The following is a 17,917-nucleotide window of genomic DNA, read 5'->3' as shown; positions in this document are numbered from 1 at the left end:
CATCGTCAATACTCGGGCGCTTCCTGAGCGTGGCCCAATATGCAGTAACTATACCATTTGGTTGGCTGCGATGCCATCCAATTGGTTGGATACATATCGCATCCTCTCCGCTACCATGACACTGAGGCACAAAAGGAGGATGAACAGATGGAGGTCATTATGCATGCCGCCATGTTGGCGTTTGGTCTGATTTTGCCGCTCGGCGTGCAGAACGTATTTGTTTTCAACCAGGGCATGATGCAGCCCAACCTGATTCGGGCACTGCCAGCCGTGATTACGGCGGGGCTCTGCGATACATTGCTGATCGGAGCCGCGGTCGGGGGCATTTCGCTTGTCCTGCTGCAGTGGCCGTTATTGGCAGGCGCATTGTATGCCTGCGGCGGCATGTTCCTGTTATATATGGCATGGAGCGTCTGGCGATCGACCGGGGCAACCAATGCAGCACCGAAGCTGATTGCGCCGGGAAGGCAAATCCTATTTGCTGCTTCGGTATCTTTGCTCAATCCGCACGCATTGCTGGATACGGTAGCAGTAATCGGGACAAGCTCGTTGCAGTACGATGGCAAAGAACGCCTGCTGTTCGCGATCGTGGCCGCAGCGGTTTCGTGGATCTGGTTCTTCGGATTGGCTGGCGCGGGCAGGTGGGTTGGCGGAAGCGATCGTTCCGGCCGGGTAGGATGGTGGTTCAACCGTTTGTCGGCGGCAGTGATGTTGGCCATGGGGATCATGATGCTTTGGAAATGGATGGCGGTTTGAAACACGTTCTTGTTAAAGGTTCCACGACTGGGATAGGGTCCTCACAACCTGCATGAACTGAAAAAGCTTCCTGCCATTGATCGCAGGAAGCTTTCTGGATTTCAAGGAAGTCATTGATGCAGAATGCTCAGAAATGAATGCTCTTTGGGGGAGAAATAAGCCTCATAAGATATGCCGCATTGCACGCAGGCTTTCCTCCGCATAATCCGTCAGTCGGCTCGAAGCAGCATGGACTCTATGAACGTTTTCAGCTCTTGGCTGACGCTGTTCAGATGTTCGATGACATTGCTAAACTCGGTCACCAGTTCAGCCTGTTGATTGCTGGACTGGGTGATGGAGGTAATCTCCGATTCCATCTGGCGAATGGAATCCTGCACTTGTTTCAGGGAACGTTCAATGTTCACGGTGGCCTCTTTGGTTCCGCTCGAGAGCTTGCGGACTTCGGAAGCGACCACGCCGAAGCCGGCACCGGCTTCGCCTGCCCGCGCAGCCTCGATGGCTGCATTTAGGCCAAGGAGGTTCGTCTGCTCGGAAATTTCGCGAATGAAAGAAGCAACCTTGTTAATTTCGGCCGAATTCTGGACGGCCTGCCGGGAGTTGTCCAGAATTTGAGTCGAAGAAGCGGTCAGCTCTTCGGAATGGGCAGCCACGGTCTGCACCATGTCGGTCAATTGCCCGCCAATGCTGCTGATCAATTCGGTGAATTGCTCCAGTTTTTGTTCGTTCCGCAGCGAAAAGCCGATCGCGAGCGCACCGACGATATGCCCTCCCTCATCACGAATCGGTGTTGCGGCAGAATTGATGGCGGTTCCGTAAAAATGCTCGGCAATGCGGTTGGCCGACGTTTCTCCGTCCACAAGCGCTCGCCGCAGCGTAGGGTCATCCAGCGAGATCGCATCGCCTGCCTTGATTCCGAGGTCGAGGTCTTCGCTGGGCACGTAATATCTGAATTTCTCCATGTCTGTGACGGCGATCATGAGGTTGTGTTCCCTTAGCATGATTTTGAAATAAGGGCTTGCGGCAACAAGGGCATCAATGATATTCAATCTATTCAGCTCCTATACATGAGTGATGTATACAAATGATGCAAGTAGGCCTCGCCAGAAGTCAGAATGACGCTAAAAAGATGCTGCGGCTGAATTCTGCTCCGGATTTTACTATTATATAGCGGATTGATGGGCAAGTGGAGCATAATCTCCTTGCCAAATCCGCGATATGAAAGCCGCCCGGAATTCCGGGCGGCTTTCATGCAGTCGTCGATATGGTTTCATGGCGGCAATGGGCGGGAGCAGGGGACGATCAACCAATCGCTACCCGCCGATCTGGGACATGCGCCGTACGGTCGGCGTATGGCTTTGCATTTTTTTCTCCAGGGCAAGCGCCATTTCATGGTTCTTCGGTTTGCTGCCCAATGCCTTGAGGAAGAGCGCGGCCATCGCGTCCGGGTCGTCCACGTAACGCCGGACGTTGTATTCGTCGGACCAATACAGGCATGCTTTGATATGACCGTCTGCCGTGAGGCGGAGCCGGTTGCAGTTATCGCAAAAGTGATCGCTCACCGGGTGAATCAGTCCAAAGGTTCCTTTTGACCCAACCACCTTCATGTTGCGCGAAGGGCCGTTCCCGGCAGGACCCGCCGTGTTTTCCACTTCCCAGCCGGCTTCGGCGCACACATTCGTCACCGTTTCCAGCGGCAGATATGACTTGCGCCACGCCTCGGTGGCATGACCGATCGGCATATATTCGATGAACCGCACATGCAGCGGCTGTTCCAGCGTCATGGCGATGAAATCCTTGATCTCGTCATCATTGATGCCTTTCATCAGTACCACGTTCAGCTTGATGGGAGCCAAACCGACTGCCGTCGCGGCTTCGATGCCTTTCAGCACCTTGTTCACGTCCCCGCCCCGGGTAATCATCGAAAAACGGTCCGCATGCAGGGAGTCGAGGCTGATGTTGATCCGGTTCAGCCCGGCGTCTTTGAGCGACTGGGCCTGCTTCTCCAGAAGCAGCGCATTGGTGGTGAGCGCGATATCCTCAATGCCTTCGATCGCCGAGATCATGGCAACCAGCTTATGCAGGTCTTTGCGGACAAGCGGTTCTCCCCCGGTCAGACGCACTTTGCGCATACCCATCGGAGCGAGCACCTTCAGCACCTGGGCGATTTCTTCATAGCTCATGATCTGGTCATGCGGCGCAAACTCCATGCCTTCGGCAGGCATGCAGTACACGCAGCGCAGATTGCAGCGGTCCGTAACCGAAATACGGATGTAGTCATGTATCCTGCCAAACGAGTCCTGAAGCATTTCCATGCAGACCACCCTTTCATTGACTCGGATTGGATTATTTCTATTTGAAAATGATGCATCTATTCAGTTAGGAACAGTTGCATCAAATTTTAGCCATTTATCCAAAGCGCGTCAATATCACGTCAGATGGCAGCATCCTTCTTGGATGGAGTGAGTTGGAACTGTCCGACGAGCTGCTGCAAAAAGACGGTGATCGCTTCGACGTCATGCGAAGAATGCTGTACCTGCTGCATGTCCAGTACGAGATCCTGCATTTCGGTCTCCACCTCGGCGGAGGTGGAGCGGTTTTTGTGGCTGATGGCGGCAATGCTCTCCATCAGCGTCACGACCTGATCCACCACCTGGGTACGCTGCATTTCTTCGGCAGTGGCTTGGTGCAATAGACGTGAAGCTTCCTGCACGAGAGCCGAGCCTTCCGCCAGAACCCGGTCCCCTTCATGGATGGAATGGGAGGCCGTTCCGGCTGCGGCGGAAATGTTGTCCAGGATGCGGTGAATGTTCTCCGTAGACGTGCGGGACAACTCAGCCAGCTTGCGGATTTCTCCCGCAACGACGGCGAATCCGCGCCCGTGTTCACCTACGTGGGCCGCTTCGATGGAAGCATTTAGCGCCAGCAGGTTGGTCTGGGCCGAGATTTCGTCGATGACGGCCAGCGCTTGGTATATTTCCTGCATCGTCTCCATGAAAGACAAAATCGTGCGGTTGGTATCGGACACGGTACCGGATATTTCGGTCATTTTGCCGCCGATGCGTTCGACCTCCTGACGGGCAACCAGAATTTGCTCAGTGGCGGAGGTCTCCAACTGCTGCAGCGTAAGGCGCATGTGGTCTGCGGCCGCCTTCGCCTGATCCAGGTCCTCAAGCTGCTTGCGGATGCCGCGAATCATGGAGCCGAGCTTGCGGTTTACGCGTTCGGTCGTGCCTTGCGTCGTTTCGGTGGACGACCGCATCTGGAGCTGGTTGTCCATGACGTCGATGGTAGCGAGACGGACCTTCAGCATGATGCCCTCCAGCGAGTCGATCATGTTGTTGATCCATTTGGCGAGTTCCCCCGATTCGTCCTGCGCAAAAGCGGACGTGTCCAAACGCTGCGTCAAATCTCCCCGGCCCTCGGCATTGATGCGGATAAATCGGGTGATGCGCCTCAGATCCTCATGGACCCTGCGATAATGCTTACGCTGCAGCCTGCGGGCAGTGAACACCCCGAAAACGAGGTTGAAGGCCGCAATGGAGAGTGCTGCCCACACATTCGAAGTAAGAGCATATACGAGCACGGAGCCGATGAAGCCGGAGAGAACGGCATGCAGCCTGTGCGTGTTGGATTGACGCCAACCGATGCTGCGAACCCGGTACACTTCCTCAAGATCACCTTCGCACATCATGCCCCACAGGTCCGGACAATGCGGAAGCTGGAAGGTGATGCCTTTGCCGATGACGGGAATATGCCGGTAGTCCGAGTACCCCGGAAAGGCCGCGAACAGGTTCGAACCGTTGCGAATGGTATTCGCCACGCCCGGGTGCAGCTCGCCCGTCGATGGATCGGTGAACATCAATTCAAGCTCGGTATGTTCTTTCACGGATACGATGCCCCAATCGGTGGTTACGCCATCTTTCAGGTTTTCCCCATGGGTAAACGTCCGGTCTTCAAAGCGGCTGCGAGACAGGGCCGTTCCGGGCGGCAGGTTCGGACGGAGCACGGAGTTCGCCATAAAGATGTAATTATCCCCGGAATCCGGGTAGACATGCCCCGACTCCCGCTGGATCAGATCGCCGATGACATCGCCCGGCACCCTGCTGCAGAGGGAACCAACGTAACGCCCTTGCTGCACGATGGGCCAGATGAACAGGATCGTGATGCTGTCGTGAAATGAGGAAGAGCGGGGGCCGATCTCCAATGTCAGCCGATCGGAATACGGGCCATACAGACATTTGCGGACATGGGTGCCATCCGATTTGGCGTATTGCAATCCAGGCCCGAATCCGTCGCTTGTTTCGGTATAAATTTCTCCAACGTGCTTCTGATATGTAGAAAATACAACCTGATTCTGCGCATCCAGCATGAAGAGTTCCGTGCTGTCTGTCGAGCGGACATAACTTGCTTTAAACCATGCTTCAAGCTTGTGAAGGCCAGGCGAGTCTTCCGATACATGCTGCAGATGGGTCCCTTGGAGCTGATGGAACAATCGCTCCAGATGATTCCATTGTTCCTCCGCCCAGTCCATGAGAAGCTGCCGCCTCGTTTCGGCAATGCCTTCGAAGATTTGTTCGACGTCCTCCTGAATGTGAGCATTCAACCGATAGGAACGCCACAAAGGCCATCCCTTTTTCCATCCCAGCCATCCAAACATGCTGATCACCCCGGTAATTGGATTTGAAAGCTTTGATAAACGGTTTATATGTGTGTATCTATATAAACCGCACTAAACAATCACACAAGGCACTGCGAGTGCAGTACCATCTTCCGATCGCTGTTATCCCCAGATTTTTTCAAAATTCCCTTTTTCAAAGGGGGAATCCGGTGATCAGCCTATGCTTCCGAAGCAGCTTTCTTTCAGAAAGCTTTTAAGCGACCGCTTCGCTTCTCCAGATTGGTTCTGCCTCTTCGTTAACGTGTATCTTTTTTGCGGTTTATCTATATGCTATTAGAACCTTTATACAAAAAAATACAGCAAAATACGAGGGTATATGTCATATTTTCCGAATAATCATACAAAAAATGCAAATAAATATACGTATTTGAACATTGCTTTCCGAGAAGTGGGACAAGGGACTTAACTTGCTCGAAAAGTACAGGATGGATGGTCCTATAGCGTTCATGCTATGGAGCATTTCTCCGCAGGCGTAAGGTGCAGAAAAAACACCGACTGGAATCTTATCCAATCGGTGCTTAAAAATTGTGGATATGGAATGGTTTAATGGAATGCGTTTAATTTCAGTTCATGGACTAACCGGCTTAATCGACGATTTTTTTCTTTCTGAATCTTGCGAGCATTTCGTACACGATCGGCACAATCACGAGCGTAAGCAGGGTCGAGCTGACGAGACCGCCGATGACGGTAATGCCGAGCCCTTTCGAAATGATACCTGCGCTTTCCTCAAGACCGGTTACGAGCGGCAGCAATGCGCCAATCGTGGCAAGGGCGGTCATCAGGATCGGACGCAGACGGGTTGCACCTGCTTCCAGCAAGGCTTCGCGCGTAGACAGGCCTTCGTTCTCCTTATGGATAACGCGGTCGATCAGAACGATGGCGTTGGTGACCACGATGCCGACGAGCATCAACGCACCCATCATGGCGGAGACATCAAGCGTTCCGCCGGATACAAACAGACCTACCATGATACCGATCACGGTAAACGGCAGCGAGAACAGGATGGCGAATGGAGCCAAACCGCCGCCGAAGGTAACGACAAGCACGAAGTATACGATGGCGATGGCCGCCACCATGGCGAGTCCGAGCTGTGTAAATGTATCATTGATCTGTTCGGTCGTACCGCCGAATTTCACTTCGACGCCGTCCGGCAGATCCAGTTTATCGATACCGGCTTGCAAGTTTTGCGAAGCCTTTTGCACGTCGGAAGCCAGAATGTTGGCCGTCACTTGCGCGACCATTTTGCCGTCGATGCGCATGATCGAGTTCGGCGAAGTGCCTTCTTCCACCGCAGCCACGTCTTTGATCGGCACTTGCACGCCGAGAGGCGAAGTTACGGTTTCATTTTCGATATCTTTGATGCTCTTGAATTGTTTGGCATCGGTCTCCACGTAAACTTTATACGTTTTGTTCTCGATGTCCACTTCGGTCAGCACCGGGCGTTCCTGAGCCGGGGCGAGCGCCATGGCCAGTTGGCCGGCAGTCAGTCCGAGCGAGCTCAGTTTCTCCTGATCGGCAACGAGCGTATATTGACCATACGTATCGGAGAGCGTGGTTTCGGCTTTTTCAAAAGAATCGGTGTCTGCTTCAACCAGCTTGAGCACTTCATCCGATACAGGCTTGATCTGTTCCAGATTGTCGCCATAGATCGAAACGCTCAGGCTGCTGCCGCCGAGTCCGCCGGACATGTCCAGCTCGTTCCACTCGCCGACGGAGACTTCCTTTTTCAGACCTTCGACAAGGTCTTCCTTCACTTGCGAGAAGTTTTTGGTGTCTTTGTTATATTCGATGTAGAACAGGGCCGAGTTGGAGCTTCCGCCACCCATGCTGCTCAGCGGATTGCTTCCGCCAATGGAATATTGCATTTTTTCGATGCCTGGCTGTTTCAAGAGCCATTTCTCCGCAACAAGTGCTTCTTTCTCCACGTCTTCGCGCAGCGAACCCGTCTCCGGAGAATACGTAATGGTTACGTATTTATCCTGCTGCTCCGGCAAGAAGCTTGCACCGATGAACGGATAAAGGAAGAGGCTTCCGACCAGCAGCAGGACGGCGACAATGGACGTGATCCATTTGTGGGACAGTGTCCAGTTCAGCAGGCGTTTGTAGCCTTCCGCCATTTTGCCCGGTTTCTCTTCGTGGTTGTGCGTGTTTTTCAGCCCTTTGCGGAACAGGGAGTGTGCCAGCATCGGAACGATGGTGATCGCCACGAGCAAGGATGCAAGAAGCGCAAAAACCATGGTCAGCGCAAACGGCATGAACAGTTCGCCGACCATACCGCTTACGAGGGCGAGCGGCAGGAATACCGCAATCGTAACGATGGTGGACGACATGATCGGGATGAACATTTCGCGCGTCGCTTCGCGAATCAGTTCACGGCCTTTCAGTTTCTCGCCTTTCAGCGACAGCCTGCGGTAAATGTTCTCGATAACGACGATCGAGTCATCCACGACCCGGCCGATCGCAACGGTCATGGCACCCAGCGTCATCATATTCAGCGTAATGTCCATCAAGTTCAGCGCCGTCAAAGCGATGAGCAGGGACAACGGGATGGAGATGACCGAAATCAGGGTGGAACGGAAGTTGCGGAGGAAGATCAGAATGATCAGGACCGCGAACAGGGCGCCAAAGGCGGCTTTGCCGAGCATCGTGTTGACGGAATCCTGAATCGGTTTGCCTTGGTCAAGCAACACGGTCAATTCGGCGTTTTTGAATTGTTTCTGCAGTTCTTCCGCCTTGTCTTTGACCGCATTGACCACATCGACGGTATTGGCGTCATTGGACTTCACGATGGAAATCCCGATGGATTCCTTGCCGTCCGTCCGGGAGATGGACTCTGCTTGGCCAATGACTTCAATCTTGGCAATCTCGCTCAATTTTACGGTCGGGATGCCAGGGGCGCTTGCCGCACCTGCCGCAGGGTTCGTGGCTTGCGCCGCAGCGCCTTGTGCAGCGCTTTGGCTTTGGGCTGCGGCGCCTTGTCCGGCAGCAGCGCCAGCCTGCGCGTCCATGCCTTGTGCGGCTGCTGCGGAACCGCTGCCTGAGGCTGCACCCGCACCGCTTGGCACGACAGGAATGGCAAGGTTTTTCAGGTCGTCAAGGCTGATGATGTTGCCATCCACCACGACGGATTTTTGGGCTTTGTCCAGTTCGAACAATCCGAGCGGAACGCGAACCGAGGAGCCCTGCACGATGCCTTTCACGGTATCCTCGGTCAAGCCGAGTTCTTTCATTTTGGCCTGGTCGAATTTCAGTTGGACTTCTTTGACGTATTGGCCCGATACCTGAACTTGGGCTACGCCGTCAATGTCCTCAAGCGCAGGCTTCAGATCGGATTCGGCCAAACGTGTCAGCTGTTCCAGATCCCCGCCTTCCTTGTCGGACAAGCTGAGCGAGACGACCGGGAAGGAGTTGATGCTGAATTTGGAAATGGTCGGCTTCTGCACGCCATCCGGCAGCTGAACATCGTTCAATGCTTCCCGCACGGCGGCGGTCGCGTTGTCCAGGTCCGTGCCGTAGTCGAATTCCAGCATGATGGAAGCGGCGTTTTCCATGGACGTCGAGGTTAACGTTTTGATGCCCTCCACATTCCTCAGCGTTTGCTCGAGCGGTTTGGTGACGTCTTCCACGATGCTCTCCGGAGCACCTCCGGGATCGATGGCGGTGATGCTCAGAAACGGAACGTTGATGTTCGGGATCGTTTCCTGTTTCATCGTCAACCCGCTGTACAAACCTGCAAAGGTAACGATAATCGTCAGAATCCAGATTGCAAATTTGTTGTTCAGTGAAAAGTTAATGATTCCTTTCATGCGATGGTTTCTTCTCCTCTCTGCTTCTCTTTATATTGGTGTTACGAGTCAGCCTGGATGAACCGGCTGTACATGGCATCCATAATGTGCTGAAGCTCGGAATGCAAGGCTTCAATGGCGGAAATACCCTCCAGATTGTGCATCATGCCGAGGATGATTGCGCGCCTTGGCGTGAACTCCATCATTTCCTGCTTCAGGATGGCGATGGCCTCAAGCGCATCGTTTTTGATCTGCCCTTCGGTAAGGGACGATGTGACGACATCCTGCATTTCTCGAATAATGTGAATGGGATGACGCATCATTGTAGAGTCCGTGTTAGGGTTGCTGGCCCAGGCCGGCCAGTCTTCCAAACGAACGAATGGGGCAGGGCGCTGCTCCAGCAGCCCATGTGCCGCATAATCGATCGTTTGCAGCAAATTGGTTGCCATTTTGGATACGGTCAGGGAAGGCATTTCCGTAAACCAGATTTTGACGTAGGAAAGAAACAGTCCATGCGTAAGCAGGCTGAGGTCTACGGTGTAAGGTCCAATTTCCGGACCGTATAGATCCTCGAGCTTCTCCTTAAACCAATGCACGATGCGAATTTCGAGGTCGCGGTTCTTGGGATTGCATTTATCCCGGCCGGGCTGCTCGTCATTGATCATCATGCTGCGCATTTGCACCCTCAAAAATTCCTTCAGTTCAGATACGTGAATGAGCAATGTCTCGATCTGTTTCAGCAGGCGTTCCCTTGCCGTGTAGCCGGCACTCTGTTCAATCTGGGTCATCTCGTCGACCAGCGTGTACACGCAGTATTCCATCGTGCTGGCTTCAAGCTCTTCCTTGGATTTAAACAGCAGATAGAGGCTGCCCTTGGACATGCCGCATACTTCCGCAATTTCCTGCATGGACGTTCCGGTGCTGCCTTTGGCGGAGAACAACCGGAGCGCTGTCGTGATGACCATCCTTTTTTTCTCGTTCATTTCATGAATCGGGTTCATTAACGATACATCCACCTCAGCTCCGAACTTTTGAGTTCTTGAATTGACTTTGTGGTCAAAACAAGTATAAACGAAATGAAAAGCCGATTTCAAATGGAAGGGAATTGGTAAATGGGGATAAAAAAAGGCGACTTCTAATTTGAAGTCACCCATAGCTTATGAAGATCATTAAGTAATCAGTTTCAGGCCGATGGCGGCCACCAGAATCATGGCGATGAACAGCAGCCGCTTCGCTTCTTTACGTTCGCCGAACAACAACATGCCGGTCAACGTGCTGCCTACCGTCCCAATTCCCGTCCATACGGCATAGGCGGTGCCCATGGGAATGGAGGTCATGGCATAAGAGAGCAGCGAGAAGCTGCATACAAACGATACGAGCATAAGTGCAACGTAGCGCCAGCCTTTTCTCGAAGAGGCGCCGTTAATGCCGATGACCCCGAAAATTTCGCAAATGCCTGCGCCAACCAGAGCGAGCCATGCCATTATGCCTCACCCCCTTGTGCAGATTGCTGGTCGGTGACCAGCTTCAGTCCGATGACGCCTGCAAGCAGCAGGCCGATCAGCAGTATTTTGGCCAGTTTGAACGGCTCTCCGAAAAGAATCATTTCGGCCAGCACGGTGCCTGCCGTGCCGATTCCCGTGAAAACGGCATAAACGGTGCCTACAGGCAGCCGTTTGGAAGCCGCGATGATCAAAGCAAAGCTAATGATGATGGCCAAGGCGGTGAGCGCCCATTCCCAGACGTTGCCGGCATGCTTCAGACCGCTCACCCATACGATTTCGATTAATCCTCCAATAAAAACATACAACCAATTGCGGTTCATGCTCCGTAAGTTCTCCTTTCGTCAATCCTTGGTGTCAGTTGCTCAGATGATGAATGCCGCTCCAAAATATAGGCCAGGCCGCTTCGAGCCGTATCTTGTATCGCCTCGAATTACCGTAAATGAGCTCCACCGTTACGCCGTCCAGCAAGGTCATGAACGCCACGGCAACCTGTTCGGACGCAATGGACGGAAGCTCCCCCTCCCGTATGGCACGTTGAAGCAACCGCTTTAGGGAACGCTCCAATCCGTCCAGAAACGGATATACGATACCCATGACATCGTTGTACAGCGCAAGCGGCGGGAAATAACACATGCGAAGCATAAAGCGGGCCGACGCCTGCGTGTTGTATTCGTGCTCCACCCAAGTCAGCAAACCCTTCAAACGCTCCTCCAACGAAAGGTGGGCATGGTCCCTGAAATATTCCAGCGTATGCCGCTGTACTTCTTTAAAGGCATGGGACAACGTGTGCAAAAACAGGTCATCCTTGTTGCTGAAATGCGCATATATGGACGGCTTTTTGATGCCGACTTCATCCGCGATGGCACGGAGGGAGGCACCTTCATACCCGTCTCTCGCAAAATGGATCAGGGCGGCATCCCGAATGGATGTTGCAGTCATATTCATTCACCTTCCTAACGGTCGTTAGGTGATTATATTTTCATATTTCACATCCCGTGTCAAGTGTCATATGAAATCCGCCTGCCCGCAAAGGGGACAGACGGATGGAAAGGGCCATTCTTTCAAAAGGTCGTAAAGCCCAACACAAGCTGCAGTTTATAGGCGATTCGCTTCAGAAACGTCGTTTTTTCCTGAAATGCTTTCAAGCTCAGGGTGAATACGGCATCGTTGTTGTACCATATTCTTTCAAAATAATCGGCTGCCTTATGCATGGAAGGATGATCCGACGGAGCCGCGACCCACAGGTCGTTTTCCAAATTGTAATCATTGAGGTTGCGGGGAGTGAGATTGGATGATCCGCCGAGCAGGATGTCATCCCCACTCGACTTGTCGATGTACATCAGCTTGGTATGATACTGTTCCTTCGTGGTGTTGTACCACCGGATATGGATGTTCCCTCCCGATTTGTCATGCAGCTCTTCGGCGACAGGGCGGTTTGGAATCCCAAGCTTCGATCGCCCGAAGGCATTTTCGTTCGGATCAAGCACCAGGCGGATATCCACGCCTCTTTTCGAGGCGTCCAGCAGGGCATCCAGCACCATCGGCGAAGCGATGTAAAACATGCCCATCCAGAGCACGTCTCCTTGTTCGGTCGCGCCGATCTCCTGAAGGACGGCATCGTTCACTTTTCCCTCGGTCAAGTAGCGGATGCGCGCCTCTCCGTCGTTTTTTTGAGCGGGCGGATCGTATACGGGAACCTGTCCGCCGCCGGACATGTCCAGCACGGCTTGCTCGGTTGCCAGAATGTCGGCGATGACGGGACCGCTTACTTCAAAGGCGATGTTGGAATGGTAAACGCTGGCATCGTGGATATTGCCGGATGAAATGACGGCCGACTTTTCGCTGGTGACCACCTTGCGGTGATTCGCTTTGATGTTCAAAAGCTTTAAATAGGAACGCAAGGTCATCTTCGGGCCATCGCTCGCCATCTGATTGGGAATCCAGCCTTCCCCGGCCTGCCCGAACCACTGAAAGAACGTCCGCCAAACGGCAGAGTAGATCGGGGTAGAGTCCCTTAACGGGTCATCATTCGTAATCACGACCTCGATGCCGGCGTGCTTCATTCTTTCGAGCAGAGGGTTGGGCGCGGAATTGTAATTGGTATTGATTTCATCCGTGATAAACAGGATGGGCATGTCGGGATGCTGCTTTTTTTTGGCGATGAGTGCATCCGCGAACTGCCTGCTGACGGGCGGAAAATGCTGCCCTTTATGCTGATAGTCGTTAAAAAGAAACATGTCGACGACGACGAATTGTTCTGCATGTTCGACGACCTGAAGCATCCGCTGGAAAATCTGCTGTTCATGCTCGACCTGCCCGTCTCCGGAAGGAAAGGTCAGATCGTACAAAAACTTCACATCCTTCACCCTATACTCCGGGCTTGCATAAGAGATGCCGGGCGGCAGAGGTTTGTATGTCTGGTACGCCATAACAGCGACGAGCCATAAGGCGAGCAAACCCAATAATGTCCTTATGTACGGAAAACGTCTGACGGCTCTGCGCGGGTCTGACCGATCGCGATGACGATGAGAAAAAATCATATGATGCCTCCCTTGATCCGGCAGGATCGGAATGTATGTGCGGAAACAGACTGGCTTATGGGCCAAAGCCCGGGTGCATGTTGTCTACCATTACCACAGGTTTGCAGCGGCTGACGCAAAAAACGGAATGCAGCGGGGACGGCATCCGGCAAATCAATGATGCGTGCCTTGCAATCCACAGGTTCAGGAGCGCTGAATATCGGTTGCACACGGAAAAACAGTCAGGATTGCACTGGCTGATGGATCTCGCGGCGCTTCTATCAGTTTTTCCACCTATTCCCGATCTATCCGCATCTGTCCAAGGTATTGGCCTTTTGCCCTGAAAGGGATATTTGCCCGAAAGGCTCCGATACATGGACATCTCTAACGCCGAGCCAGGGATGTTTTTTGTTGCGGGCATGACGTCGCGAATATCGAAATACAGGTTGTGTCTGACGGTGATTCGGCAGCGTATGACATACGATTGCATCATGTGGTGTTTTTCCTGAACGATATACGTTAAACATTTACCCGCCCAGGCAATCGAAGCAGGGTTATGGATAGCTGTTATTCTTGGGAAGCAAGATGTATCTGGGCAGGGGCACATCGGTTCGTCATGCTGTAAGGGCAGCTTGTCGGTGAGCGGGTCGGAGCGGTTTTGCTTGGATTAGCGTACCGGGCTCCCTTTCCATCGACTTTTGGGAACGGTATACTGGGTAGAGTTGTATGCGGGCATTTCACATAAGGGGGTTGCATCATGAACGAACAAGAAAGAGCGGCCAGACGGCTGCTTCCCGAAGTCCCGACGAGCGAACGGAAGCTGGAGCATGTCCGTCTATGCCTGCAGGAACAGGTTGCGGGAGAAGGGATCACGACCGGCTTGGAACGGTATGCTTTCCGGCATAACCCGCTGCCGGAGCTGGATTTCGACGCGTTGAGTCTGGAAACGTCATTTATTGGCAAAAAACTGCGCACACCTCTGCTCATCAGTTCGATGACTGGAGGGAGCGATACGACCGGCGCGATTAACGAACGGCTCGCGCGCGTGGCGAATGCGCGGGGCTGGACGCTCGGCGTAGGTTCGATTCGGGCTGCCGTGGAGCAGCCGGACCTTGCGCATACGTTCGATGTGCGGCGCTGGGCCCCCGATATTCCGGTGATCGCCAATCTGGGAGCGGTGCAGTTGAATTACGGCTTTGGACCGGACGAGTTCCGGCGCGCTATCGATATTGCCGGGGCGGACATGCTGGTGCTGCACCTGAACGGACTGCAGGAAATTTTCCAGCCTGAGGGCAATACCAATTTCGGCGGGCTGCTGAAGCAGATCGAAGGTTTGTGCCGGGTGCTGGACGTTCCGGTTGGCGTGAAGGAAGTGGGCTGGGGCATCGATGGTTCAACGGCACGTCAGTTGTATGAAGCCGGGGCAGCTTTTGTCGATGTGGCCGGAGCTGGCGGCACCAGCTGGGTGCAGGTGGAGAAATTCCGAAACAAGCAGCCGGTTCGGCGTGCGGCGGCAGAAGCCTTTGCGGACTGGGGCATTCCGACGGCAGACTGCATCCGCGACGTGCGCGCCATGAATCCCGAAAGTGCGCTGATTGGCAGCGGCGGCCTGTATAACGGGGTGGATGCAGCCAAAGCAATTGCATTGGGGGCTGATCTCGCGGGCTTCGGACGCTCGCTGCTGGAGTCGGCCGTAACCTCGGACGAGGCACTGGATCAGCGGCTGGAGCAGGTCGAATTCGAGCTGCGCACCGTCATGTTTGGCATCGGCGCGGGTCGAATCGAGGAATTGCGGCTGACGAGCCGTTTGGTGGAGCGGCGCTGAAACGATAAAGTGATATTTGTACTCTCGTTCACAGGAAGGACTAACGATGTTGTTCGGTGCGAACCTCAAGCTCACATGATTTTCCCGGGGGATTCGCACCTCGAATTTTGTCGAAAATATGTTTTTTGTGACCTTTTGGCAACATTGATGTTGAATTTAGGCTTCTTTTTATCACAAATGTAGATACTATTTGTTATAATTAGAGGTAATACGTAATAATGCCTAAATTATATAACTTTATTACGTGTATTTTCGCTGTCGCACTCTATATGAGTGCGTGGATTGAAATTCCCATACTATTCACTCTCCCACATACGTACGAAGTCGCACTCTATATGAGTGCGTGGATTGAAATATTTTCACATCGTTTGCCTCATAAGTAATGGCGCCGGTCGCACTCTATATGAGTGCGTGGATTGAAATCCATGCCAACCTTTTAGTCATGCCGGGAAGCGAGAAGTCGCACTCTATATGAGTGCGTGGATTGAAATCTCAAGAAGCATCCGCTGTGTGCGTACTGCTGGAAGGTCGCACTCTATATGAGTGCGTGGATTGAAATTATCAGCTTGTTGATGTAGGGTAGGTACGCCCTCCGTCGCACTCTATATGAGTGCGTGGATTGAAATTTCGGGAGCAGCGAGATAACATCGAACAGGTACTCGTCGCACTCTATATGAGTGCGTGGATTGAAATTTCCTCGTTGGGAAACTGCCACGTTGGTGGCGTCGTCGCACTCTATATGAGTGCGCGAATGAATTATTCTTCTCGTTTTATTTCATTCAACATTTGAATGGGCACTCCGTATGAAGTGCTAAATATGATCACATTCTATTAGCCACGCTGAGTGCGTACTAACCTAATCATCAGAAATACAAAAAATCCGTCCAAAGTAAAAAGTGGAGGGATTTTTTGTGTTTATCTTTAAATGTGAGAAAGCCATACGCTTCGTGACAATAATGTTTAGCCCAGTTTGTGTTTTTACCCCTTATCATTTGGTGTGTACTCTAACAGGCATGTCCTGCAATTTCCGCATAGTGTTAACCATATTATCTAAGGTTTCTAAATCAGGCTATTTCTAATGATGTTATCGATAGACGTCAAACATAATGGATGCTGCTTTGTCATTTCTTACGGATGTTGTATTGTGAACTCCAGACCTTGAGCACTTTCAATTGATGTAGGCCCCCAAGCACCCTTGGGACCATCTTTGACAACCATTGAGCAATGCTGACAAGTATTCTAATAAGAAAAGTAAATTATTTACAAGTAAAATATTGAAATTAAATGTAAAAATATTGTATAGTTTTATTGACCGTTGCTTAATTTTTTTGAAAGGTGGTGTCCTTTTGAACTCAGTAGCCACGATACGTGATCATTTAGAAGACTATTTAAAAAGAAACAATATGACACTCAATCATTTTTCGGAGATATCGGGTATTAATTCAGGGACGTTGAGTGGAACGCTGAACGGACTACGCCCTATAGGCATGCAACAACTGGACCGGCTTACTGCCGGGATGGGTTTGACTGAGGGTTATTTCTATGAGTTATACATAAATGAGTGTTTTGTACATACAAGCCCGGATTGGCGAAGACTTAGGCCTTTTCTATACCGTTGTGCCGAACTCGGTAAGGTCGCGTGTATGGAAGAAGCTGTTAATCTGATTATGGATAATCTTTCCTATGCACCCCTTTTGTTTGAGTTGGCCGAGCAGTTATATCGTGAAGGGAAGCTTGAGGCCGCCAAGCCCTTATATCGTTGTGTAGCCGAGAGCGAGAAAATGCAACACTCTGAACGATTGGCTCTCAGTCAGTATCGTTTGTTCACGATCGGGCTTTCCAAAGATCAGATGAGCAATCTTGCCCTAGCTATTCAATTTGAGTTTTTTGTAGACAGGCTTGACGAGCCTTATCAGCTAGATGGTCTGAACGACCTGATTAATGTGTATGCTTCATTGCGCCGATGGGATAAAGTGAAGATACTTGCTGATCAGTTAAAGTTAAAAGCAATGATCCATTATGAGCTGAAGGAAACAGCCAGAGTAGCGAAAGATAACCCTAAAAAGCAGATTATATTCTATGTTTTATACGCATATTTGGCACTTGGAGAGGCTTGTTACTACTATGAAGAATATGAAAAAGCACTTCAATATGTCTCTTTGTACACGGATTATAGCTGGGTAAGTGACCCGAGCGACGAGGAGATCATTGTTATCCATCAGTTCGAGGAATGGGCAGAAGGCAATCGTTATTTATATGAGTTAATGTCAGGCAAAACAGAGGTTATCCAAGATTATCTAAACTATATCTCTGAAAGAGAGAACGAGATCTTCCCTGCTTTATGCGCAATTGTGACTGCAGCGAATCGATTTGATATTGACATTAATTCAGTTCTTGAAGCGTATGAATCTTATTTCATGTACCAAGAACAAAGTAACCGTATTGGAAAAATCAGTGAGCAATATACGAATGATCAATATGGTACTTTGCTTGTGGGCCTAGGTACATATTATCTAACAAATCAAGATTATAATAGGGGCTTTGAGCTGATCCTTAGTGGTTTGGATTTTGCTATTGAAATTAAGAATAAAGACGGTATGCTGGAATGTATAAAATTGTTTGAAAAATTTCGGTATTATGCAGGTAAAGAAGCCAAACAGCGTTACAAAAAATTGATAGGGAAGGTGTGAAAACGAATGAAAATGAAGTTGGCACTATTCATATTTACATGTAGTATTGCGGCAGGAGTCATTTTTCCGACCGCTCAACCGAACCCCATCGCAATAAATCATCCCACAATTATGACAACTAATGGTCATGGCATGGGAACTTGATTTTCCTAATAGTAT

Annotated in this window: 12 protein-coding genes and 1 CRISPR repeat array; of the genes, 3 read left to right on the top strand and 9 right to left on the bottom strand. The window is 51.5% G+C overall.

What is annotated here, in order from left to right; all coding sequences use genetic code 11:
- The first annotated feature begins 147 nt into the window (after positions 1 to 147).
- Positions 148 to 756: a LysE/ArgO family amino acid transporter gene (locus SNR34_RS28680; RefSeq protein ID WP_486180700.1), complete on the top strand. Its 609-nt coding sequence runs from the start codon at positions 148 to 150 to the stop codon at positions 754 to 756.
- 209 nt (positions 757 to 965) lie between these two features.
- Here the strand turns inward: SNR34_RS28680 and SNR34_RS28675 are convergent, their stop codons facing one another.
- The 9 genes from SNR34_RS28675 to SNR34_RS28635 all read right to left on the bottom strand — a co-directional run bounded on the left by SNR34_RS28675 (position 966) and on the right by SNR34_RS28635 (position 13,264).
- Positions 966 to 1,802, bottom strand: coding sequence for a methyl-accepting chemotaxis protein (locus SNR34_RS28675; RefSeq protein WP_236413076.1), 837 nt, complete (start codon positions 1,800 to 1,802; stop codon positions 966 to 968).
- Positions 1,803 to 2,066: 264 nt separating this feature from the next.
- Complete coding sequence (gene moaA / locus SNR34_RS28670; RefSeq protein WP_236413074.1) at positions 2,067 to 3,068, bottom strand: GTP 3',8-cyclase MoaA; 1,002 nt, start codon at positions 3,066 to 3,068, stop codon at positions 2,067 to 2,069.
- Positions 3,069 to 3,187: 119 nt separating this feature from the next.
- Complete coding sequence (locus tag SNR34_RS28665; RefSeq protein ID WP_486180699.1) at positions 3,188 to 5,413, bottom strand: methyl-accepting chemotaxis protein; 2,226 nt, start codon at positions 5,411 to 5,413, stop codon at positions 3,188 to 3,190.
- Positions 5,414 to 6,018: 605 nt separating this feature from the next.
- Entirely contained in the window at positions 6,019 to 9,240 is a 3,222-nt protein-coding gene (locus SNR34_RS28660) for an efflux RND transporter permease subunit (protein WP_486180698.1), read from the bottom strand.
- A 41-nt stretch (positions 9,241 to 9,281) separates the two neighbouring features.
- Positions 9,282 to 10,220: a TetR/AcrR family transcriptional regulator gene (locus SNR34_RS28655; RefSeq protein ID WP_236413068.1), complete on the bottom strand. Its 939-nt coding sequence runs from the start codon at positions 10,218 to 10,220 to the stop codon at positions 9,282 to 9,284.
- Positions 10,221 to 10,388: 168 nt separating this feature from the next.
- Entirely contained in the window at positions 10,389 to 10,703 is a 315-nt protein-coding gene (locus SNR34_RS28650) for a DMT family transporter (protein ID WP_343261886.1), read from the bottom strand.
- Complete coding sequence (locus tag SNR34_RS28645) at positions 10,703 to 11,044, bottom strand: DMT family transporter (RefSeq protein ID WP_236413064.1); 342 nt, start codon at positions 11,042 to 11,044, stop codon at positions 10,703 to 10,705. Before SNR34_RS28645 ends, SNR34_RS28650 begins: the two co-directional genes overlap by 1 nt.
- Before the next feature lie 34 nt (positions 11,045 to 11,078).
- Entirely contained in the window at positions 11,079 to 11,663 is a 585-nt protein-coding gene (locus SNR34_RS28640; RefSeq protein ID WP_236413062.1) for a TetR/AcrR family transcriptional regulator, read from the bottom strand.
- Between the two features lie 122 nt (positions 11,664 to 11,785).
- Positions 11,786 to 13,264, bottom strand: coding sequence for a phospholipase D family protein (locus SNR34_RS28635; RefSeq protein WP_236413059.1), 1,479 nt, complete (start codon positions 13,262 to 13,264; stop codon positions 11,786 to 11,788).
- 736 nt (positions 13,265 to 14,000) lie between these two features.
- On the opposite strand from SNR34_RS28635, the gene fni reads away from it, so the two are divergent.
- A complete protein-coding gene (gene fni, locus SNR34_RS28630) occupies positions 14,001 to 15,068 on the top strand; it encodes a type 2 isopentenyl-diphosphate Delta-isomerase (RefSeq protein WP_486180697.1) in 1,068 nt (355 codons plus the stop codon).
- Positions 15,069 to 15,325: 257 nt separating this feature from the next.
- A CRISPR array of direct repeats spans positions 15,326 to 15,761; the repeat unit is 32 nt; unit sequence GTCGCACTCTATATGAGTGCGTGGATTGAAAT.
- 524 nt (positions 15,762 to 16,285) lie between these two features.
- Positions 16,286 to 17,758: a transcriptional regulator gene (locus tag SNR34_RS28625; RefSeq protein ID WP_486180696.1), complete on the top strand. Its 1,473-nt coding sequence runs from the start codon at positions 16,286 to 16,288 to the stop codon at positions 17,756 to 17,758.
- Positions 17,759 to 17,917 lie beyond the last annotated feature (159 nt).

Source organism: Paenibacillus sp. XP01 (genome assembly GCF_057364885.1).
The sequence above is the reverse complement of the archived record's forward strand: the minus strand, read 5'-3'. Positions and strand labels throughout refer to the sequence as shown.